The 21838-nt window shown below is 71.9% G+C and carries 19 protein-coding genes and 1 riboswitch; of the genes, 12 read left to right on the top strand and 7 right to left on the bottom strand.

Translation table 11 applies throughout. The features are described from left to right. Positions 1–155: 155 nt before the first annotated feature. Positions 156–2120 (top strand): hypothetical protein, encoded by a 1965-nt coding sequence (locus ASC99_RS03005; RefSeq protein WP_057227772.1) that lies wholly within the window; start codon positions 156–158, stop codon positions 2118–2120. A gap of 103 nt (positions 2121–2223) precedes the next feature. After that, the gene (locus ASC99_RS03000) at positions 2224–2964 is read left to right on the top strand and encodes an SDR family NAD(P)-dependent oxidoreductase (protein WP_200948263.1); all 741 of its coding nucleotides are present in this window, start codon (positions 2224–2226) and stop codon (positions 2962–2964) included. A gap of 22 nt (positions 2965–2986) precedes the next feature. Here the strand turns inward: ASC99_RS03000 and ASC99_RS02995 are convergent, their stop codons facing one another. After that, the gene (locus ASC99_RS02995; RefSeq protein ID WP_057227769.1) at positions 2987–4477 is read right to left on the bottom strand and encodes a trehalose-6-phosphate synthase; all 1491 of its coding nucleotides are present in this window, start codon (positions 4475–4477) and stop codon (positions 2987–2989) included. Between the two features lie 146 nt (positions 4478–4623). After that, positions 4624–5652 (bottom strand): glucosyl-3-phosphoglycerate synthase, encoded by a 1029-nt coding sequence (locus ASC99_RS02990; protein WP_057228071.1) that lies wholly within the window; start codon positions 5650–5652, stop codon positions 4624–4626. Positions 5653–5856: 204 nt separating this feature from the next. Then, positions 5857–5994, top strand: a riboswitch (SAM riboswitch). 17 nt (positions 5995–6011) lie between these two features. Between ASC99_RS02990 and thrC the strand changes: the two genes are divergently transcribed. From thrC to ASC99_RS02960, 6 genes are all read left to right on the top strand, one after another. Next, positions 6012–7292: a threonine synthase gene (gene thrC, locus ASC99_RS02985; protein ID WP_057227766.1), complete on the top strand. Its 1281-nt coding sequence runs from the start codon at positions 6012–6014 to the stop codon at positions 7290–7292. 32 nt (positions 7293–7324) lie between these two features. Next, positions 7325–7603 carry a ubiquitin-like small modifier protein 1 gene (locus tag ASC99_RS02980; RefSeq protein ID WP_057227764.1) on the top strand — a complete coding sequence of 93 codons (279 nt, stop codon included), beginning with the start codon at positions 7325–7327 and terminating at the stop codon, positions 7601–7603. Between the two features lie 580 nt (positions 7604–8183). Further along, entirely contained in the window at positions 8184–8390 is a 207-nt protein-coding gene (locus ASC99_RS02975; RefSeq protein ID WP_057227762.1) for a cold-shock protein, read from the top strand. A 313-nt stretch (positions 8391–8703) separates the two neighbouring features. After that, positions 8704–10326, top strand: coding sequence for a chaperonin GroEL (gene groL / locus ASC99_RS02970; protein WP_057227760.1), 1623 nt, complete (start codon positions 8704–8706; stop codon positions 10324–10326). A 111-nt stretch (positions 10327–10437) separates the two neighbouring features. Then, on the top strand, positions 10438–10794 hold the full coding sequence (locus ASC99_RS02965; RefSeq protein WP_057227758.1) for a hypothetical protein: 357 nt from the start codon (positions 10438–10440) through the stop codon (positions 10792–10794). Then, complete coding sequence (locus tag ASC99_RS02960) at positions 10791–11060, top strand: DUF4031 domain-containing protein (protein ID WP_235502728.1); 270 nt, start codon at positions 10791–10793, stop codon at positions 11058–11060. Before ASC99_RS02965 ends, ASC99_RS02960 begins: the two co-directional genes overlap by 4 nt. Here the strand turns inward: ASC99_RS02960 and ASC99_RS02955 are convergent. After that, entirely contained in the window at positions 11041–11670 is a 630-nt protein-coding gene (locus ASC99_RS02955) for a hypothetical protein (RefSeq protein WP_082598031.1), read from the bottom strand. The genes ASC99_RS02960 and ASC99_RS02955 overlap by 20 nt on opposite strands. Positions 11671–11743: 73 nt before the next feature. Here ASC99_RS02955 and ASC99_RS02950 point away from each other — a divergent pair, with 73 nt between their 5' ends. The 3 genes from ASC99_RS02950 to ASC99_RS02940 all read left to right on the top strand — a co-directional run bounded on the left by ASC99_RS02950 (position 11744) and on the right by ASC99_RS02940 (position 13790). Further along, complete coding sequence (locus tag ASC99_RS02950) at positions 11744–12091, top strand: PadR family transcriptional regulator (protein ID WP_057227753.1); 348 nt, start codon at positions 11744–11746, stop codon at positions 12089–12091. Further along, positions 12088–12972: a hypothetical protein gene (locus ASC99_RS02945; RefSeq protein ID WP_157531339.1), complete on the top strand. Its 885-nt coding sequence runs from the start codon at positions 12088–12090 to the stop codon at positions 12970–12972. The genes ASC99_RS02950 and ASC99_RS02945 overlap by 4 nt, the downstream gene beginning before the upstream one ends. A gap of 131 nt (positions 12973–13103) precedes the next feature. After that, positions 13104–13790, top strand: a complete 687-nt coding sequence (locus ASC99_RS02940; protein ID WP_057227749.1) for a copper homeostasis protein CutC — start codon at positions 13104–13106, stop codon at positions 13788–13790. 278 nt (positions 13791–14068) lie between these two features. Here ASC99_RS02940 and ASC99_RS02935 read toward each other — a convergent pair whose 3' ends face one another. Further along, complete coding sequence (locus ASC99_RS02935; RefSeq protein WP_057227747.1) at positions 14069–16138, bottom strand: ATP-binding domain-containing protein; 2070 nt, start codon at positions 16136–16138, stop codon at positions 14069–14071. A gap of 182 nt (positions 16139–16320) precedes the next feature. Next, positions 16321–17958 (bottom strand): DNA repair helicase XPB, encoded by a 1638-nt coding sequence (locus ASC99_RS02930; protein ID WP_200948262.1) that lies wholly within the window; start codon positions 17956–17958, stop codon positions 16321–16323. A 104-nt stretch (positions 17959–18062) separates the two neighbouring features. On the opposite strand from ASC99_RS02930, the gene ASC99_RS02925 reads away from it, so the two are divergent. Next, positions 18063–18314, top strand: coding sequence for a hypothetical protein (locus ASC99_RS02925; protein ID WP_157531338.1), 252 nt, complete (start codon positions 18063–18065; stop codon positions 18312–18314). Positions 18315–18479: 165 nt separating this feature from the next. Here ASC99_RS02925 and pgeF read toward each other — a convergent pair whose 3' ends face one another. Continuing rightward, a complete protein-coding gene (gene pgeF / locus ASC99_RS02920; RefSeq protein ID WP_082598030.1) occupies positions 18480–19196 on the bottom strand; it encodes a peptidoglycan editing factor PgeF in 717 nt (238 codons plus the stop codon). 36 nt (positions 19197–19232) lie between these two features. Beyond that, on the bottom strand, positions 19233–21767 hold the full coding sequence (locus tag ASC99_RS02915) for a helicase-associated domain-containing protein (protein WP_057227735.1): 2535 nt from the start codon (positions 21765–21767) through the stop codon (positions 19233–19235). Positions 21768–21838 lie beyond the last annotated feature (71 nt).

The following is a 21838-nucleotide window of genomic DNA, read 5'->3' as shown; positions in this document are numbered from 1 at the left end:
CGCTAGCAACGAGTGGAGCCGACTTGCAATGGATCGCTGAAAACTTTCTTCGGGATCGTGCAGGAAGGTGAGAATCCTTGCTCCGGCTCATTGAAAGGCGGCCCCGTGCGCTGTTAGCGTCGCTGCTCCCTCAACGGAGAGACCTGGAGACCCTGATGCGACGCGCCAGACTGCCGCTGCTCACCGCTCTCGCACTGCTGATACCGCTCGTCCCGCAGACCCTGGCGGTGGCCGGTGCCGCCCCCGCCGCCGCCAAGGTGCCGACGGTGCTCAACCCCGGGTTCGAACTGGGCACCAGCGGTTGGGAGTTCAGCTCCGGCGCGGGGATCGCCTCCAACCACCCGCACGGCGGCGCCAAGGCGGCCTACCTGGACGGCGGCTCCGGCTTCCGGGTCGGCCAGACCCTGACCGCCCCGACCGCCGGCCGGTACGACATCTCGGCCTGGATCGCCACCGGCGGTCCGAACGGCCGGTTCGTGGTCCGGGTGAACGGCGTCGAGGCCGGTGCGGTCACCGTGCCGAAGCGGTTCGAGTACTCCCGGCACACCGTCAGCCGGGTCGCGGTGGCCAGGGGCGACAGGCTGGAGATCGCGTTCGAGTCCGGCGACGGCTGGCTCAACGTGGACGACGTGATGATCTCCCCGGCGGCGCCGGCCGACCCCCGGATCAGCTCCTCCGACCCGGCGATCGTCGAGATGTTCGACTGGGCCAAGCGGAAGGCCAACAGCTGGGTGCTGCTGGCGGGTTCGACCGGCCCGCTGAACGTCGACGAGAACAACCGCTCCGGCACCGGCACCGCCACCTACGGCCCGTCCTACTGGGCCGGATACGCCAACCGCAGCGGCTACTACTCCCGGGACATGGCGCACCAGGTGGTCGGCGCCCAGGTGCTCGGCCTGACCGCCGAGAACCGCAGCATGCTGCACTCCTTCGCGGCCTCCGCGACCGAGGCGCACAAGTACTACCCGGTCTGGGCCCAGAACTTCGACACCGGCACCTACCTGAGCATCGACTACCGCAACCCCGACCTCTTCGTCCGCGAGGTGCCGGCCCCGTTCGAGCTGGTGGAGAAGGCGGCCCAGGCGTACCGCTGGAGCGGTGACCCGGCGTACGTCGACGACCAGGTGTTCTGGGACTTCTACCGGCACACCACCAAGGAGTTCGTCGCCCTGCACAACGCGGCCAAGGGCAACGGCGCGGTGCAGGTCGCCGAGGGCACCGGCAGGGGCATCTTCTCCGGCACCGCCAGCTACAACGAGCAGGGCGACGAGAAGCTCGCCGAGGCCGGCGACGGCATCGCGGCCCAGTACCAGGCCTACCTGGCGGTGGCCTCGCTGGCCGAGGCGAAGGGCGACACCGCGCTGGCCGCCCAGGCGGAGCAGCAGGCGGCGGCGCTCAAGCAGTACTTCAACTCGGAGTGGAGCGGCACCGGTTCGGGCGCCGACATGGTCCGGGCGTACTCGCGCGACGGCACCGCGTTCAAGGGCTGGGGCCTGGAGAACAGCTGGTTCATGCCGATGAAGCAGATCATCGAGGCCGGGCCGCGCAACGAGGCCTACCTGGACTTCATCGACCACCAGGCCTCCGGCGGCCACGGCCCGTCCAACATCGAGGCGTTCACCTACCTGCCGGACACCTTCTTCGCCAACAACCGCAACGACACCGCCTGGAAGTGGATGCAGTACGTCTACGACCAGCGCGACGTCCAGCACGTGAACGCCTCGCAGGGCCCGAACGGCGACTACCCCGAGGTCTCCTTCACCCTGGTCGGCCAGACCGTCTCCGGCCTGCTCGGCCTCGCCCCGGACGCCCCCAACCGGCGGCTGACCACCCAGTCCCGGCTGCCCGCCGGGATGGACTGGCTCCAGGTCGACGACATCCCGGTCGGCAAGGACACCGTCAGCCTGCGGCAGGACGGCGCCACCGGCTCCACCCTGACCAACCACTCGACGGCCCGCAGCTACACCTGGGAGGCGCGCTTCGTCGGCAGCCACCCGACCCTGACGGTGAACGGGGTCGCCAAGCCCGCGCTGACCAAGGTCGAGCACGGCGTCACCTACAGCTACCTCGACCTCAAGGTGACGCCGGGTCAGACCGTCCGGGTCGGCGTGGCCGGCTGAGCCGGCCGTTCCGGGGTGCGGAGGTTGTGGTGACACCGCACCCCGGAACGCGAGGTCCGAATCCCGCCGGACCGGACCGCCCGGTTCGACAATGCTCTTGCACATGAACCGACTTGAAGGACATGTGGCCCTGGTGACCGGCGGCAGCAGGGGGATCGGCGCGGCCGTGGTGCTCCGGCTGGCCGAGGAGGGCGCCGACGTGGCGCTGACGTACGAGCAGAACACCGAGCGGGCCGAGGACGTCGTGCGGCAGGTCAAGGAGCTCGGCCGCCGAGCGCTCGCGATCCGGGCCGACAGTGCGGACCCGGCGGCCGTCCGGGCCGCCGTGGACGAGACGGCCGCCACCTTCGGGCGGCTGGACATCCTGGTCAACAACGCGGCGGTGTTCCCGATGGGCCCGCTGGAGGAGCTCGAACTCGACCTGCTGGACCGCACCTTGGCGGTGAACGTGCGGGCGCCCCTGGTGGCCGCACAGGCGGCGCTGCCGCACATGACCGGCGGCGGCCGGATCATCGGCATCGGCAGCAACGTGGCCGAGCGGGTGGTGTTCCCCGGCCTCGTCCTGTACGCGGCCAGCAAGACCGCCCAGGTCGGCATGGTCAAGGGGCTGGCCAGGGAGCTCGGCCCCCGGGGCATCACCGTCAACCTGGTCCACCCCGGGCCGACGGACACCGAGGCCAACCCGGCCGAGGGCCCGTTCGCGGAGACGGTGAACGGCTTCACGGCGCTGGGCCGTTACGCCGAGCCGAACGAGATCGCGGCCACCGTGGCGTACCTGGCCGGGCCTGACGGCCGGTACGTCACCGGGGCCGCGATCAGCGTGGACGGCGGGTTCGCCGCCTGAGCCGAGGGTGGTGGTTCCCGGGCTACTCGCGGAGCGCCGTGAGCTGGTCCAGGAACCACTGCTGCGGCGGCAGCGCGGTCGAGGCGGCGGCCAACCGCTTGGTGCGGTCGGTCCGTTCGGCCGTCGGCATGGTGAGCGCCCGGTGCAGCGCCTCGGCGGTCTCGATCACGTCGTACGGGTTCACCGTGATGGCGTCCTCGCCGAGTTCGTCGTAGGCGCCCGCCTCCCGGGAGAGCACCAGGGCGCACCCGGCGTCGGAGACCACCGGCACCTCCTTGGCGACCAGGTTCATCCCGTCCCGGATCGGGTTGACCAGCGCCACGTCGGCCAGCCGGTACGCGGCCAGCGAGCGTGGGAAGTCGTCGTTCACGTGCAGGATCAGCGGCTGCCAGGCCGGGGTGCCGAACTCGTCGTTGATCTCCTGGGCGATCCGCTGCACGGCGGCGGTGTACTCCCGGTACTCCGGCAGGTCGTGCCGGGACGGGTAGGCGAACGCGATGTGCACCACCCGGTCCAGCCACTCCGGGCGGGACCGCAGCAGGTGCCGGTAGGCCAGCAGGCCGCGGACGATGTTCTTGCTCAGCTCGGTCCGGTCCACCCGGACGATCGTCCGGCGCGGTGCCTGGTCGCCGGAGCGGCCGACCGCCTCCCGCAGGGTCGCCAACCGGGCGTCCACGTCCGGCTGGTGGGACCGCTCACGGAGGAAGTCGGCGTCCGCACCGAGACCGTGCACGCCCAGCCGGGTGGTCCGGCCGGCGTGCGTGACGGTGAGTGCGGCCCGGTCCACGGTGGCGCGGAGCACCGCCTCGCAGCAGTCCGCGAAGGCCAGCGCCCAGCGGCGGGTCAGGAACGCGGCGCGGTCCGCGCCGAGGATGCCGGTCAGCACGTCGGCGGCCACGTCGTCCGGCAGCATCCGGTAGTAGTCGGGCGGGGCCCACGGGGTGTGCGAGAAGTGACCGATCTTCAAGTCCGGTCGCAGCTGCCGGAGTTGGTCCGGGGCGAGGGAGAGGTGGTAGTCCTGGATCAGCACCGCCGCACCCGGTGCGGCCTCGGCGGCCAGCGCCTCGGCGAAGGCGGTGTTGTACGTCCGGTAGGAGTCCCACTCGCGCCGGAACCGGTCGTCGAAGACCGGTGCCACCGGGGTCTCGTACAGCAGGTGGTGGACGAACCAGAGGGTGGAGTTGGCCACGCCGTTGTAGGCGCGGGCGAAGGTGCCGGGGTCGATGTCCAGCATCCGGACGGCCTGGCCGCCGACCTCGAAGCCGCCGAGGTCCAGCCGGCCGTCGGGGGAGCGGCGGGCCGCGGTCCGGTCGGCCTCCGAGAGGGCGGCGCACACCCAGACGGCGGACGGGTCGTCGATCGCGGAGAGGCCCGAGACCAGGCCGCCACCGCCTCTGCGCAGGGTCAGCGAGCCGTCGTCCTCGGCGGTGAAGGACACCGGCCCCCGGTTGGAGGCCACCAGGATGGGGGCGGCCCCGGTCAGATTCGAACGTTCGGTCGCGAGATCGGCCATGACACCAACCTTGCCTTGCACCGGGGGACCCAAACCACTCGAGCTGTGTCACAGGGGCTCGGCATCTACGGTCCAGGGGCTGGGGGAACTGCGAGGAGATCTGGCGTTCGGGTCACTGCGAAAGTGCCTGACCACCTACGTGCGGATCATCTTGCACGAGGTCGGCGTCGCAGTTCCCCGAGCCCCTGGCTCCGTAGCGGGTCGAGGTACTCCGGGACGGTGATCATCGGGGGGCGTTCGAGTGCGCCGACCGGGTGGGTGTGGGCGGTGAACTCGCGGGTGGCGGGGTCGCGGGTGAACTGGGTGAGCAGGGGGTGGACCAGGTCGGGGGTGGTCTTGAGGCGGTGGGTGCGGTCCAGGCGCTCCAGGGCGGTGCGGTAGATGGTGGCCGCCATCCGGCCGAGCGCCTGGCCGTCCTGGTGCCGGTGGTGCCTGACCCCGACGTCGACCTGGGCCAGGGCGTCAAGGCCGACCCGGTCGAGCGCGTCCACCAGCAGGCCCAGCTCGACGCCGTACCCGGTCGGAAACGGCAGCTGCTCAAGCAGTGACCGCCGGGCGGCATACTCGCCGCCCAACGGCTGGACGAATCCGGCCAGTTGGGGCCAGTGCAGGTTCAGCAGCGGCCGCGCCACCAGCTCGGTCACCCGCCCGCCCCCGGCCGGGACCACCGCGCCGTCGGTCTCCAGCGGGCGGTCGTACATCGCCTTCACCAGCTGGATCGCCGGATCGGTCAGCAGCGGCCCGACGATGCCGGAGACGAAGGCCGGGTCGAACTCCCGCAGGTCCGCGTCGATGAAGCAGACGATCTCGCCGGAGGTGACCAGCAGCGAGCGCCAGAGCACCTCGCCCTTGCCCGGGGCGGCGGGCAGCCGGGCCAGTACGTCGTCCCGGTGCACCACCCGGGCGCCGGCCGCCGCCGCGGCCGAGGCGGTGCCGTCCACCGAGCCGGAGTCGACCACCACGATCTCGTCCACCAGCGGCAACCGCTCCATCAGCTCCCGCCGGATCACCCGGACGATCTCGCCGACCGTGGACTCCTCGTCGAGCGCGGGCAGCACCACGCTGACCGTCCCGGCCGCTCCGGCGGCGCGCTTGGCGGCGAGCAGGTCGGCCGGGGGCCGGTCGGCCGTCGTCCAGGAGCGCCGGTGCAGCCAGTCGGCCACCTCCGGCAGCAGCTCCTCGGGCGGATCGGCCGGGGTCGGCTGGTCGGGCACGTCTGGTCTCCTCGGTTCGGACTCTGGGGTCGGGCTTCTCAGGACGGCGCATCTCGCGACTCGGACGGGCGGTTCTCCGCCCGGCGCCTTCGGATACAGTCTTCGTACTGCGGTCAGACCTTCGCACGTCGGGGTCGGCCGGAGAGCAGGACCACAACTTCACAGAGCTCATCCAGAGGGACTGAGGGAACGGCCCGTCGAAGTCCCGGCAACCTTCTCGTACGGCCGACCAGCAGTGGTCTTCCGGCGGGACAGGTGCCAATTCCGTCCTGTGGCGCGCCCGCGTCACGGGGAAGATGAGGAGAGAGGCCTCCGCCATCATGGCTACCGCTGTTTCTGCCGCCCCGACCGTCGACCTCGGCCCCGCTGCCGCCCTGTCCTGTCGCGAGTGTGGCACCCGATTCCCGCTCGGTCCGAGCTTCGCCTGCGTCGAGTGCTTCGGCCCGCTGGAGATCGCGTACGACTTCGGCTCCGAGTCCGCCGAGGAGCTGCGCAAGCGGATCGAGGCCGGTCCCGCCTCGATCTGGCGCTATGCGCCGCTGCTGCCGGTCCCGGCCGATGTGGCGGGCAAGCCGAACCTGAACCCGGGCTGGACCCCGCTGGTGAAGGCCGACAACCTGGGTCGCGAGCTCGGCTTCACCGCCCAGCTGCACGTCAAGGACGACTCGGGCAACCCGACCCACTCCTTCAAGGACCGGGTGGTCGCCTGCGCCATCGAGGCGGCGCGCGCCTTCAACTTCACCACCCTGTCGTGCTCTTCCACCGGCAACCTGGCCGGCGCGGTCGGTGCCGCCGCGGCCCGGGCCGGTTTCAAGTCCTGCGTCTTCATCCCGCACGACCTGGAGCAGGGCAAGGTCGTGATGGCCGGTGTCTACGGCGGCGAGCTGGTCGGCATCGAGGGCAACTACGACGACGTGAACCGGTTCTGCTCCGAGCTGATCGGCGACCCGGCCGGCGAGGGCTGGGGCTTCGTCAACGTCAACCTCCGTCCGTACTACGGCGAGGGCTCGAAGACCCTGGCGTACGAGATCTGCGAGCAGCTCGGCTGGCGGCTGCCGGAGCAGCTGGTGATCCCGATCGCCTCGGGCTCCCAGCTCACCAAGATCGACAAGGGTCTGCAGGAGCTGATCAAGCTCGGCCTGGTCGAGGACCGCCCGTACCGGATCTTCGGTGCCCAGGCCGAGGGCTGCTCCCCGGTCTCCGCCGCCTTCAAGGCGGGCCACGACGTGATCCGCCCGGTCAAGCCGAACACCATCGCCAAGTCGCTGGCGATCGGCAACCCGGCCGACGGCCCGTACGTGCTGGACATCGCCCGCCGCACCGGCGGTGCGGTCGAGGACGTGACGGACGCTCAGGTGGTCGACGCGATCAAGCTGCTGGCCAGGACCGAGGGCATCTTCGCCGAGACCGCCGGCGGGGTGACCATCGGCGTGCTGAAGAAGCTGGTCGAGACCGGTCAGCTGGACCCGTCCAAGGAGACCGTCGCGATCAACACCGGTGACGGCCTGAAGACCCTGGACGCCGTCGCCGAGGCGGGCCTGACCGCCACCATCCGGCCGACCCTGGACTCGTTCCGGGCCGCCGGTCTCGCCTCCGCCTGATCCCCCCTCACCTCCCCGCTAGGAGCCCGCGCATGAGCGCCACCGTCCGCATCCCGACCATCCTGCGCACCTACACCGGCGGCAAGGCCGAGGTCGCCGCCGAGGGCGCCACCCTGGGCGCCGTCATCGCCGACCTGGACGCCAACCACCCCGGCATCGCCGCCCGGGTGCTGGACGACGCGGGCAAGCTGCGCCGCTTCGTCAACGTGTACGTGAACGACGACGACGTGCGCTTCGCCGAGGGTCTGGAGACCGAGATCAAGGACGGCGCGGGCATCTCGATCATTCCCGCGGTGGCCGGCGGCTGCTGAGTCTCCGCACTTCACCGAATACGGCCGCGCCGCCGTCGGAACCGGAATCCCTATTTCCGGTACCGACGGCGGCGTGTCGTGTGCCGGGTGGAAATCCGGGTGTCGGGGAGAGAGTAGAGTGCGAGAAAAGTCGGTGGATCCCCGCTCTTCCCGCCGCTCTCCCCACGCACCGTCAGCCGATCGCGTACGCAAGGCCCGTCCGGCCGTTGAGACATCCGCCGGACCGCGTGAGACAGAAGATGTCAGGCAAGCGTCAGAAATCTGGCCGCATTTTGCGGTGATGAGTCCGCTATGCCCGGAGTGAATTGCCGCATTCTGCCGCCTTCCTCCCGCGATATCCCATTCGACTGCCGGTGAATTCGGCAAGGTTGGCCCTGTTGCAGAGGGCGTCTGTCCGGATACATTCAGCCGCGATCGACGCATTCACCCGTCGGCCGGGTCACCTCGCGGTGGACCGGTGGGGCGCTTGCGGCGTGCACGGCTGCGCCCAGGGGGGGTTCCCTCGGGCGTGCCTGTTCAGACCTGGGCCCGCATCCCTGCGGGCCCGCGAAGGGCCAGCACAGCACAAGGGGAGTTCGGAATGGCTCAGGGCACCGTCAAGTGGTTCAACGCGGAGAAGGGGTACGGCTTCATCGCGGTCGACGGTGGTGCGGACGTGTTCGTCCACTACAGCGCGATCCAGATGGACGGCTACCGCACCCTCGAGGAGGGCCAGCGGGTCGAGTTCGAGATCTCCCAGGGACAGAAGGGCCCGCAGGCGGACATGGTCCGTACGCCGGCGGCCTGACCTTTCCGAACCTCGGAGTCTCGGCTCGGTCACGAGCTGGCGTCACCTGCTTCGTCCACGGGTCCGTACGACATCGTCGTACGGACCCGTCGGCGTTCCCGCTGTTCGCGTGTCTCTATCACGATTGGGCTTGCACTCGATACCCGAGAGTGCTAATCATTGGCGTTAGCACTCGCAGCATGAGAGTGACAACGGACCGGGTCGGTGAGGCCCCCGGGAGCGGTAGGGGACAAGACCCCCGCACACCAGGGCCGTCCGTCGCGGGCGCCCCTCGGTCCGGTGCAGTCGACCGTGTCCTGGAGGACCACTTCCGATGGCCAAGATCATCGCGTTTGACGAGGAAGCTCGCCGCGGCCTTGAGCGTGGCATGAACCAGCTTGCCGACGCCGTCAAGGTGACGCTCGGCCCCAAGGGCCGCAACGTCGTCCTGGAGAAGAAGTGGGGCGCCCCCACGATCACGAACGACGGCGTCTCCATTGCCAAGGAGATCGAGCTCGAGGACCCGTACGAGAAGATCGGTGCCGAGCTCGTCAAGGAGGTCGCCAAGAAGACCGACGACGTCGCGGGCGACGGCACCACCACCGCCACCGTGCTGGCCCAGGCGCTCGTGCGCGAGGGTCTGCGCAACGTTGCGGCCGGCGCCAACCCGATGGCCCTGAAGCGCGGCATCGAGAAGGCCGTCAAGGCCGTCTCGGACCAGCTGCTGGCCCAGGCCAAGGATGTCGAGACCAAGGAGCAGATCGCTTCGACCGCCTCCATCTCGGCCGCCGACACCCAGATCGGCGAGCTCATCGCCGAGGCCATGGACAAGGTCGGCAAGGAAGGTGTCATCACCGTCGAGGAGAGCAACACCTTCGGTCTCGAGCTCGAGCTCACCGAGGGCATGCGCTTCGACAAGGGCTACATCTCGGCCTACTTCGCCACCGACCTGGAGCGGATGGAGGCGTCCTTCGAGGACCCGTACATCCTGATCGCCAACTCCAAGATCGGCTCGGTCAAGGACCTGCTCCCGCTGCTGGAGAAGGTCATGCAGAGCGGCAAGCCGCTCGTCATCATCGCCGAGGACGTCGAGGGCGAGGCCCTGTCGACCCTGGTCGTGAACAAGATCCGTGGCACCTTCAAGTCCGTCGCCGTCAAGGCCCCGGGCTTCGGTGACCGCCGCAAGGCCATGCTCGGCGACATCGCCATCCTCACCGGTGGCACCGTGATCTCCGAGGAGGTCGGCCTCAAGCTCGAGAACGCCGGCGTCGACCTGCTGGGCACCGCCCGCAAGGTGGTCATCACCAAGGACGAGACCACCATCGTCGACGGTGGCGGCGACAGCGACCAGGTCGCCGGCCGGGTCAACCAGATCCGCGCCGAGATCGAGAACAGCGACTCGGACTACGACCGCGAGAAGCTCCAGGAGCGCCTGGCCAAGCTCGCCGGTGGTGTCGCGGTCATCAAGGCCGGCGCCGCGACCGAGGTCGAGCTCAAGGAGCGCAAGCACCGCATCGAGGACGCCGTTCGCAACGCGAAGGCGGCCGTCGAGGAGGGCATCGTCGCCGGTGGCGGCGTTGCGCTGCTGCAGGCCGCGGTCGCGTTCGACAAGCTGGAGCTCGAGGGCGACGAGGCCACCGGTGCCAACATCGTGCGCGTCGCGCTCGAGGCCCCGATCAAGCAGATCGCGATCAACGCCGGCCTCGAGGGCGGCGTCGTCGTGGAGAAGGTCCGCAACCTGGCGCCCGGTTGGGGCCTGAACGCCGCGACCAACGAGTACGTCGACCTCATCGCCGCGGGCATCATCGACCCGGCCAAGGTCACCCGCTCCGCGCTGCAGAACGCCGCCTCCATCGCGGCGCTCTTCCTCACCACCGAGGCCGTCATCGCCGACAAGCCCGAGAAGGCCGGTGCCCCCGCGGGCGGCGGCATGCCGGGCGGCGACATGGACTTCTGATCCTCCTGAGGATCAGACGGTTCTGACCGACTCGCGAAGGCGGTCTCCCCGACGGGGGAGGCCGCCTTCGCGGCATTTCCGGCTCCCGGCGGACTGCGGGAGAATGGGCGGATGAGTTCTGCTGACATCGAAGCCGCGCTGCACGCCGCGCGGGCGCTGATCCTCGCCGACCTGACCGCCCGGGACGTGGCCGACCCGCAGGTGGTGTCGCTGGTGGAGGACGCCGTGACGCACCGGCGGTGGTGGCTGGACCAGTGGCCGGACGGGACGGACTACGTGCTCGGGCTGGTGGCGCAGGACGTGCAGGACAAGCTGCTGGAGGCGTACGGGCGCTGGCCGCTGTGTGAGATCTGCGCGGCCGAGGGGGACCCGCACGCGCTGAGCGTGGAGCCGGAGCTGGGGCCCGAGCCGCACTGGGTGTGCGGCAAGGAGGCGGCCGTGGTGGCACCGGTGGGTGCGCTGTCGTGATCCTGATCGACCCGCCGGTCTGGCCGGGGCACGGGAAGCACTGGTCGCACCTGGTGAGCGACGTCTCGTACGAGGAGCTGCACGCCTTCGCCGAGCGCCTGGGTGCCCCCGCGCGCGGGTTCGAGCGCGATCACTACGACATACCCGCCGCCTGGTACGACCAGGCGGTCGGGCTCGGCGCGCAGCCGGTCGGCAGCAAGGAGCTGGTGGCCCGGCTGACCGCGGCCGGGCTGCGGCGGCGGAAGGTCAGCGCTCCAGGAGCGTGAGCTCGGTCGCCAGGTTGCGGCGGGCGGCGGCGTCGAAGCGGTTCCGGGCGGTGTCCGTCCGGTAGAGCGCGGGCAGCGCGAGGAGCTGACGCAGGATCTCGGCCCGCCCTTCGCGGAAGGCGTCCTCGGGGACGAAGCCGTACTCCTCGCGGACGGCGGCGGCGTAGGCGGCGTACTGCCCGGGGGTGCCGCCGAGCACGGCGAGGTCGGCGTCGCAGAGCACCTCGCCGTTGCGGTCGCCGGGGGCGGGGTGGTGGCTGACGGTGAGTCGGACCAGCCGGGCGACCTCCTCGACCAGGGCCTCGGCCAGTCCGGCCTCGCGCAGGGCGCGGACGGCCAGCTGGGCGCTGCGCTCCTCGTTCTCGGAGCGGTCCGGCTTGTAGACGGCGTCGTGGAACCAGGCGGCCAGCCGGACGGCGTCCGGGTCCTCGGCGTGTGCGGCGAGCGTGTCGACGTGGTCCAGTACGGCGGCCAGGTGGGCGGTGGAGTGGTAGCGCCGCTGCGGTTCGGCCCAGCGGGTGAGCAGGTCATTCCCGTACGGGCCGGGGTCGACGGTGGCTCCGGCGCGGAGCAGCAGGGCGGTCCAACGGTCCAGCAGCGCGGTGGTCATGACGGTCATTCTTCCCGACGGAGCATCAGGAATCCCTTGCCCCCATATGCCGGTGAACGGTATATGTAGTCGTATGACAGAACGCTCCATGCAGGAGCCCACGCTGCTACTGCTCACCGCGCTGGCCGACGCGCCACGCCACGGCTACGCCCTGATCCAGGAGATCGCCGAGATCTCCGACGGCCGGGTGAAGATGCGCACCGGCACGCTCTACGGTGCGCTGGACCGCCTGCTCGGCCAGGGCCTGATCGCAGTCGAGCGCGAGGAGATCGTGGACGGCCGGGCCCGCCGGACGTACGCGCTCACCGAGCCAGGCCGGGCCGCGCTGACCGCCGAGACCGTACGCCTGCGGGCGGTGCTGGCCGAGGCCGACCGCCGGCTGACCGTTGTCCGCCCGAGGGTCAGGGGGGCCTTCGCATGATGACCACTCTGTTCCGCTTCGCTCTTGCGCTCTACCCCGCCGCCTACCGCCGCGAGCGCGGTGCCGAGATGACCGCCGTCTTCGAGCAGACCACCGCCGGAGCCGGCCGCCCGGCCGCCGCCCGGGAGGTGCTCGACCTGGCGGCCTACGGGCTGCGGCTGCGCACCGGCCTGACGTTCGGTGGGCTGCCGGGTCGGGTGCTCGGTGCGGCGGCGCCGCTGGTGCTCGGCCTGCTGGCCGGGGTCACGTTGCTGAACCTGCTGGTGGACGTGGACTACTCCGTGCTGTCCCGGCCCCTCGGGTACGCGGTGACGGGCTGCTCGGTGCTGCTGCTGGTGGCCGGGCTGGCCGGCCGGTGGACGGTGACCCGGCTGGCGGCCGGCCTGACGGCGGCCGGTGTGGTGCTGCTCTTCGGGCTCCACGCATCGGCCCTGATGCTCGGCCTGCGCTGGGCGTTGGTGAGCCTGGTCTGGCTCACGCTCGCGCCGGTGCTCTCGGCGATGCTCCTCTGGCTGGTGCCGGCGGATCTGCGGCCCCGGGCCTCCTGGCGCCAGGCCGGCCTGGTCGCCGCCGGTCTGGCGCTGTCGGTGGCGCTGCACCTGTCTCGGTACCTCTACTCCTTCGGTCACACGGGCCGGGGCACGCTGCTCGTCCTCCTGCTGCTGTCGGTGCTGCTGGTCGCGGCCGGCCGCGGGGCGGTACGGACGGCGGCGGTCGCGCTGGCCGTCCTGCCGTACGTGCTGCAGGAAGCGACCTTCGACATCGTCAAGGTGGCCACTGGCGCCAACGGGCCGGCGGCTGCGGTGGGGCTGATGTGTGCGGTGTCGGGGCTCGCCTACGCCCTGCTGACGCGCAGGGGGAAGCGGGCCGTCACTGGGTGAGCCGGTGCCGGATGCGGCCCTGCCGGGTGGTGGCCATGCTGGGAGGCGTGGGTCCACCGCCCGGTGGGGCTGATCTTTTTCCCGTGCAGGGGGCTCGCCGACGGGCATCCGGATATGGCAGGGTTAGCAATATGTCTAGACCAATGTTCGAAGTGATCGCGCTGACGGCGGAGGACGCCCGGGCTGCTCAGGCGGGTGGTGCCGACCGGCTCGAACTGGTCGCGGACATGGCCGCCGACGGACTCACCCCCTCCGTCGAGGACTTCGCCGCCATCCGGGACGCGGTGAGCATCCCGCTCCGGGTGATGCTCCGGATCCGGGACGGCTTCACCCCCGGCAGCCTGGACGAGCTGCGCGCGCGGGCCGCCGCACTGCGCGCCGAGGGCGCCGAGGAGTTCGTCCTCGGCTTCCTGGACGCCGACGGCGCGGTGGACCTGGCGGCGACCGAGGCCGTCGCCGAGGCCGTCGCGGGCTGCCGCTGGACCTTCCACCGGGCGATCGACCACAGCGTCGACCGGGCTGCCGTCCGCGCCGCCGTCGGCGACCTGCCCGGCCTCGACACCTTCCTCACCTCCGGCTCCGCCGCCGGCGTGAGCGCGGGCCGGGAAGTCCTGGCCGGCGAACTCGCCAAGGCGGGCGACCCCGGCTACCGCCAGCAGATCCTGATCGGCGGCGGCCTCCGGGCCGAACACGTCCCCGGCCTCCGAGCCGCCGGCTTCGACGGCTTCCACGTCGGCGGCCCCGTTCGCACCAACGGCTGGGACACTCCGGTCTCCGCAGCCAAGGTCGCCGAGTGGCGGGCCCTGATCGACGGCTGACCTGCGCTCCGGGCTCAGCCAGGCACCACCAGGGGCTTCGGGCACTGTGCTCAGCCAGGCACCACCAGGGGCTCGGGGAACTGCGACGCTGACCTCGAAAAACGGTGATTCGTGTGTAAAGGGTCAGGCACTTTCGCAGTGACCCGAACGCCAGATCTCCTCGCCCACGCGGCGGAGCCGCAAGTCAGCAGAGCCCCGAGCCCCTGGGCCGTAGATGCCCGAGCGCCTGCCAAAAGCGCAGCCCCGAGCCCCTGGACCGTAGGCGGCTGAGCCCCTGCCTAGCGCAGTTGCTCCGGCAGGGGCTCCGCGTGCACGACCGTCAGCCCGGAGACGGCCCGGGTGAGGGCGACGTAGAGGCGGCGCAGGCCGGTCCGTTCGTCGGGCTCGCCGGCCACCACGGCGGCCGGTTCGTCGAGGACCACGTAGTCGTACTCGAGGCCCTTGGCGAGCGAGGCGGGGACCAGGGTGAGACGGGCGTCGGCGCTGGTCTCGGTGCCGGGTTCGAGGAAGGGCAGCCCGGCTGTGGTGAGCGCCGCGCCCAGCGCGGGGATCCGGGCGTCCGCGGCGATCAGACCGGTGGAACCCTCGCGCTCCAGGGCGCTGCGGCAGGCCGCGACCAGGGCCGCCTCCCGTGCCTGGTCCTCGACCTGACGGAGGCTCAGCGAACCCGGGGTGTCACGGACCGAGCTGGCCGGCGCCAGCCCGGGGGCGATCGCGGGCAGCAGCCGGGAGGCGTACGCGATCACCTCCTCGGGGACCCGGAAGCCCTTGGTCAGCTCCTCGACGTGGGCGGCGGGCTTGCCGAGGTGGTGCAGGGCCTCGGCCCAACTGCCGGTCGCCCAGGGGGTGGTGCCCTGCGCGAGGTCGCCCAGCACGGTGGCGGAGCCGGTGCTGCAGCGCCGCCCGACGGCCCGGTACTGCATCGGCGAGAGGTCCTGCGCCTCGTCCAGCACGACGTGGCCGAGCGAGGCGGTGCGCTGCACCAGGTCGGCGGTCTCGTCGACCAGGACGGCGTCTGCGGCGGTCCACGGCGCGGTCTTCGCCGAACGGCCTGGCCTGGCCCAGCGGATGGTGGCCTGCTCGTCCTCGGTCAGGATGCCGTCCGCGCAACTCGCCAGGAACTCGGCGTCGGTGAGCAGCCGGTGCACCAGCTTGGCCGGGTCGACCGGCGGCCAGCACTGCTTCACCAGGGCCTTGACCTGCGGGTTGCGGGCCATCGCGTCCTGCACCCGGTCGTCGGGGGCCTCGCCGCCCTGCTCCATCTTCAGCAGGAGCGCGTGCGACAGCCGCTGCGGCAGTGCCGCGCCCGCCGCGCCGTAGCGGATCTCCCGACCGCGCATCTCCTCGAAGATCTCGACGAGTTCGTACACCGGGAGGCGCCAGCGCCGGGAGCCGCGGACCGCCACCAGCGGCTCGGTCGGCAGACTGATGCCGGACCGGACGGCGCGCCGCAGCACCTCGGCCATCCGGGCGTCGCCCTTCAGCCTGGCTGCCTCGGACGGGTCCTCGGCGCGGATCTCGACGTGCTTGACCAGCTCCTGCACGGTCGCCTGGGCGACGTCCAACTCGCCGAGAGCGGGCAGGACTTGTTCGATGTAGTGCAGGAAGGAGCGGTTCGGTCCGACCACCAGGGTGCCGGACTTGGCGAGCCGGTCGCGGTGGGCGTAGAGCAGGTACGCGACCCGGTGCAGGCCGACGGCGGTCTTGCCGGTGCCGGGGGCGCCCTGGACGCAGATGGTGCCGCCGATCTCGGCCCGGACGATCTCGTCCTGCTCGGGCTGGATGGTGGCCACGATGTCCCGCATCGGGCCGACGCGGGGCTTCTCGATCTCGGCCGCGAGCAGGGCGGAGGCGCCTTCAACCTCCGCCGGGTCGCTCAGGTGCTCGTCCTCGTACGCGGTCAACTCGCCGCCGGTGTAGCCGAAACGGCGCCGTCGGTCGACGTCCAGCGGTTCGGTCCGGCTGGCCCGGTAGAACGGCTGCGAGACCGGTGCCCGCCAGTCGATCACCATCGGGTCGCCGGTGGCGTCGTGCACGTGCCGTCGCCCGATGTAGAACTGCTCGCCGCCACCGCCTTCGGCCTGCTCCTCGCTGATCGCGTGCTGGTAGTCCAGCCGGCCGAAGAACAGCGGGGTGTGCGCCAGGTCGGCGAGGGCGGCGATCCGGTTGGTGATCTGGTTCTGCAGCACGGCGGCGGAGACCCAGGTGCCGGTCACGTCGCGCAGGTCGAGCGACTCGACGTCCGCCCGCATCGCGCGCAGCGCGTCCCGGGAGGCGGCGAGGTGGTCGCGCTCGCGCTGGAGCAGCGGGTCGACAGGCAGCGGGTCAACAGGAGCGGGGGAGTGCACAGCGAACCTTCCCGGCCGCCCGGCGTGGGGCGGCGGTCTCGTCGTTAGCTCACGGTGAAGAAACCGCCCGGTTACCGACCGGACGGGCTCCCACGGCTGCCAGGACGGCACCACGCTTCGGGAGGGGGCAAGACCGGAAATCCTAGACCTGCCCCCACCCGCGGCGCGAATCATTTACCCCGTTACAGCACGTCGTCCGCGTCGATGATCCGGTACGCGTAGCCCTGCTCGGCCAGGAAGCGCTGCCGGTGGGCGGCGAAGTCCTGGTCCACGGTGTCCCGGGCCACCACCGAGTAGAAGTGCGCGGAGTGCCCGTCCGCCTTGGGCCGGAGCACCCGGCCCAGCCGCTGGGCCTCCTCCTGCCGGGAGCCGAAGGTGCCGGAGACCTGGATGGCCACCGTCGCCTCCGGCAGGTCGATGGAGAAGTTGGCCACCTTGGAGACCACCAGCACGCTGATCTCCTTGTTCCGGAACGCCTCGAACAGCTTCTCCCGCTGCGCGTTGCTGGTCTCGCCCTTGATCACCGGCGCGTTCAGCACCTCGCCCAGCTCGTCCAGCTGGTCGATGTACTGACCGATGATCAGGGTCTGGTCCTTCTCGTGCTTCTTGACCAGCGCCTCCACCACCCGCCGCTTGGTCGCGGTGGTGGCGCAGTACCGGTAGCGCTCCTCCGGCTCGGCGGTGGCGTAGGTGAGCCGCTCCGAGTCGGTCAGCGTGACCCGGACCTCGCAGCAGTCGGCCGGCGCGATGTAGCCCTGCGCCTCGATCTCCTTCCACGGTGCGTCGAACCGCTTGGGCCCGATCAGCGAGAAGACGTCGCCCTCCCGGCCGTCCTCGCGGACCAGCGTCGCGGTCAGCCCGAGCCGCCGCCTGGCCTGCAGGTCGGCGGTGAACTTGAACACCGGCGCGGGCAGCAGGTGCACCTCGTCGTAGACCACCAGGCCCCAGTTCCGCGCGTCGAACAGCTCCAGGTGCGCGTAGCTGCCCTTCCGCTTGGTCGTCATCACCTGGTAGGTGGCGATGGTGACCGGGCGGATCTCCTTCCTGGTCCCGCTGTACTCGCCGATCTCGTCCTCGGTCAGCGAGGTCCGCTTCACCAGCTCGTGCTTCCACTGCCGGGCCGAGACGGTGTTGGTCACCAGGATCAGCGTGGTCGACTTGGCCTCCGCCATCGCGGCCGCGCCGACCAGCGTCTTGCCTGCTCCACAGGGCAGCACCACGACACCGCTGCCGCCGTGCCAGAAGCCCTCCACGGCCTGCTGCTGGTACGGCCGGAGCGTCCAGCCGTCCTGCTCCAGCTCGATCGGGTGCGCCTCGCCGTCCACGTACCCGGCGTAGTCCTCGGCCGGCCAGCCGAGCTTGAGCAGCACCTGCTTGATCTGGCCGCGCTCCGAGGGGTGCACGATCACGGTGTCCGGGTCGAGCCGGGCGCCCACCAGCGGGGCGACCTTCCTCGACTTCAGCACCTCCTCCAGCACCGGCCGGTCGGTGGTGCTCAGCACCAGCCCGTGCACCGGGTGCTTGGACAGCTGCAGCCGCCCGTACCGGCCCATGGTGTCGGCGATGTCCACCAGCAGCGCATGCGGCACCGGGTAGCGCGAGTACGTCACCAGAGCGTCCACCACCTGCTCGGCGTCGTGCCCGGCCGCCCGGGCGTTCCACAGCCCGAGCGGGGTCACCCGATAGGTGTGGACGTGCTCGGGCGCCCGCTCCAGCTCCGCGAACGGCGCGATCGCACGGCGGCAGTCGGCTGCCTTGGGGTGGTCGATCTCCAGCAGCAGGGTCTTGTCGCTCTGGACGATCAGCGGTCCGTCGTTCACGCGGGGAGTCCTCCGGTTGTCAGGTCGCAGACTTTCCAGTGTCCCGCACTCGGGTGGTTATGGGTGACCTGCCCGGGAAGTGCTCGTTAGAGCAGGGCATGAAGATGCCGAATCGTCTGCTCGCCGCGGTCGCGCTGTCCGGTGCCGCGCTGGCCGCCGCCGCTGTGCCCGCCCATGCGGCCAAGACCGCCGGGATGCCCGACCTGAAGAACGCCGGCGGGGTGTTCGGGCTGGTCGCGTTCACCGGCACCGAACTGCTCACCGGGGTCGACCCGACGCCGCCGGACCCGGAGGTGCTGATGGAGCAGGCCAAGCAGCAGCAGGCCGAGCAGGCTGCCAAGGAGAAGAAGCAGTAGCGCTTAGACCGACCGGCGATTGGGGGGCGGCGTCGCGGCGCCGGGGCACGCACCTCGACGGCTTCTCGTCAGTCGCCGCAGCTCCGCTGCTACTCCCTCCTCGGCACCGCCGAGCCACGCACCCCACCACCGCTCCTTCACCCACCCCCCAATCGCCGGTCGGTCTTAGACCAGCCAGACGTAGGCGGCGAACCGGCCGGTGACCTGCTCCCGGCGGTGCGAGAAGAAGTTCTCGTCCTCCATGGTGCAGCGGTCGTCGTGCCGGATCTCGCCGACCCCGGCCCTGGTCAGCTGGGCGGTGATGCCGGCCCGGACGTCCAGGGCCGGGGTGCCCTGCCGGGTGGTGGCCCAGAGCTCGGGGAGCCGTTCGCAGGCTTCGGCCCGCATCTGCTCGGGCACCTCGTAGCAGCGGCCACAGGCCAGTGGGCCGACCAGGGCGACCAGGTCGGCCGGGTCGCTGCCGCGCGCGGTCAGCGCCGCGACCAGGGCGGGCGCCATCCCGGCGACCGTACCGGCCCGGCCGGAGTGCGCGGCGCCGACCAGCCGCCGGACCGGGTCGCCGATCAGGACCGGGGCGCAGTCGGCGGCCAGCGCCACCAGGCCGAGGCCGGGGCGGTCGGTGACGATGCCGTCCAGCGGCGGCGCGGTGCCCGGGTCGTACGGCTCGGTCACGTACGCGACCTCGGTGCCGTGCACCTGACGCATCATCACCACCCGGGCCGGGTCCAGGCCCAGCTCCAGCGCGGTGAGTTCGCGGTTGCGGCGGACGTTCGCCGGGTCGTCGTCCGTCCGCCCGCCGAGGTTGCGCGAGTCGAACGGGGCCTGGCTGACCCCGCCGTGGCGGTCCATGACGGCGTACCGGATACCGGCTGCGAGCTCCATACCGCCGACCATAGACCCCCCAACCGACGGGGGGTCCTACTGCGCGCTGTCCGCCAGTTCGGCGACTCCGGTGATCCGGTGCAGGGCGAAGGTGCGGACCTCGTCGCTGAGGTGGTCGTAGGCCGTGACGTAGCCGCCCTCGACCTTCACCGGGTCGATCACCCGTTGCGAGGAGAGGCCCTCGGCGTTCACGTAGCCGATCCACATCCGCTCGCCGAGCAGCACCGCGGTCTGCAGGGCGGCCAGGGTGTCCGCGGCGGCGGTGCGCGGGAGTTGGCGCAGGTCGCTGCGGGCCGGGCCGCTCTGCGGCCGGTGGGCGGCGGGGCCGGTGACGGTCTCCCGGCGGACGGCGGTGGCGGCCCGGTCGCCCGCCCGGACGGCCTTCACGGCGGCGGTCAGCAGCACCCGGTCGGGCTCCGGCGGCCCGTCGGGGACGGGCGTGGGGGCGGTCCGCGGCGGCGTGCGGCGGCTGTCGGGGTGGGTCAGCAGCACGTCCCCCTCGGCGGATTCGGCGGCCGGGGCGTACCCCATCGACCTGAGCACCGAGAGCAGCGTCTCGGGCCCGGCCTGGGAGGCCAGCACGGTCGGGGCGAGCATCCGCAGCCTCAGCTCGACCGCGCGCCGGTCGGCCAGCACCTCGGCCAGCAGCCCGGGGTCGTCGCAGCGCAGGTACGAGGAGGCCGCGCCGACCCGGAGCACCCCGTGCCGCCGTGCCACGTCGTCGATCAGGTAGCTGAGCGGCTGCGGGACGGGGGTGCGGGAGTGCTGGGCCAGGAAGGAGTGCAGGTCGGCGGCGGACCGCCCGGCGTCCAGCGCGCGGCGGATCGAGCCGGTGGTGAACCGGTAGACCGTCGCGCCGCCCTTGGACTCGATGTCCGCGCAGAGCGCCAGCGCCTGGGACAGCGGGGTGAGCAGTGGGCCCGGGGCGATCGCGGTCAGGTCCGGCTGGAGGATCACGTGGTCCAGCGGCTGCGGGAGCAGCGGGTCCAGCACGGTGGCCGGATCGGCGTGGTCGAGCAGCGCGCGGGCCGGTGCGCCGAGGGCGCCCCGGCCGGTGATGCCGAGCAGTTCGGCCTCGTGCAGGGTCCAGTCGACCAGGTGGTCGCGGAAGTCCCGGCCGTCCGCCCCCACCGGGCCGCCCCGGAGCGGGCGTTGCCAGCGGAGCAGCGGCAGCAGTGTCGCGGCATCCGCCACCCCGCCGGCCGGCAGGCCTGCCAGGGCCTCAAGTGTCGCGCGGCGTACGGACGGTGCGAGGGTGCGGTCCAGCTCGGGGCCGAGCGGGGCGCGGGTCTTGCCCTTGCCGTCCGGGGTGCCGGTCAGCCCGGCCACCCGGGTGGCGGCCAGCCAGCTGCGGGCCAGCAGCGACCAGCGGTCGGCGGTCGCCTGCTGGAGCCAGTGGTCGTACGCGGGGGTGGGCGCCCACCGTTCGTCGGTCTCCCCGTCCGGCGCCAACAGCCCTGAGGTGTAGGCGAGTTCGAGCCAGAAGGAGGCGGTCGGCTCGGTGCACTCCAGGATCAGTGCGGCTCGCTTGAGGTCCCGTACGCCCAGGCCGCCGGCCCGCAGGGTGGGCGGGGGCTGCAGGCCCCAGGCCTCCAGCAGTTCCTCGACGGTGCGGACGGCGGTGTACGCCTGTCCGGCCGCCGCGTTGTCCACAGCCTGTGGATCGCGCTCGAGGGTCGGCGTGATCGCCGGCGGGGTCGGCTCGACCGTACGGTGGCTCCGCTCGCCACGCAGGTGCAGCGCCAACTCCCTTGGAATCACTACCGATCCGGCGCTGGAGGGGAGCAGCAGTCCGCGCGCGAGCAGCCACTCGACCGGGCTGCGGGCCTCGTCCACAGTGACCGGCCTGGCCGCGTCCGGGACGGTGCCGGTCGGCGGTCCCCAGACCAGCTTCTCCAGCAGGGCGAGCGCCGGGGCGGGCGCCTCGGCCAACAGCGCGGCACAGCGCTTGCGGTCCTGCAGCAGCTTGCCGAGCGCGGCCACGGCGGTCACCGGGTCGGCGGTGGGGGGCAGCCCGGCGCCGGCGATCAGCTGCTGGATCCTGGCGGGTGACATCCCGAGGGTCGCCTCGGCCAGGGTCGGGCCGAGCCCGGTCCGACCGGGGTTGGCGGCGGTCGGGGCGAGCGCCTCGCGGACCGCGATCACCAGCCGGAGCGCCGAGTCGGGGCCCCAGAGCAGCACCTGGGAACGGAGCGTGGCGATCGCGGCGGGCAGCGCGGACGCGACGGCGGCCCGGTCGGCCGGGGTCGCGGCGGGGTGCGGCTTCACCCGGGCGGGGCCGCCCAGCAGGTTGCGCACCACGGTGTCGGCACAGCCGTCGGGCGCGGCGGCCAGCGCCTCGGCGGTCTGCAGGGTGAAGCGGTCCAGTCGCTCCAGCGCCCGGAGGGTGGACGCGCGGCTGGAGAGCCGGGCGGCCAGCTGGGTGAGATCGCTCGGCACCGGGTTGAGCAGGTCGGGGCGGGCATGCAGCAGGTCGGCCAGCGAGTGGTCGTCGCGGGCTCGGAGCTCCTCGGCGAGCGTCCGGGGTACGGCGGCGTTCGCCGGGCGGGGCTCGCTCTGCTGACTGGTCATCCGACCCAGATTACGGCACCCACGCAAACAAGCCATGGTCCCGGCAGGAGCTTCGGCGTCCACGGTCCGGG

It is taken from the genome of Kitasatospora sp. Root107, from assembly GCF_001424875.1.
Classification (GTDB): Bacteria; Actinomycetota; Actinomycetes; order Streptomycetales; family Streptomycetaceae; genus Kitasatospora.
The sequence above is the reverse complement of the archived record's forward strand: the minus strand, read 5'-3'. Positions and strand labels throughout refer to the sequence as shown.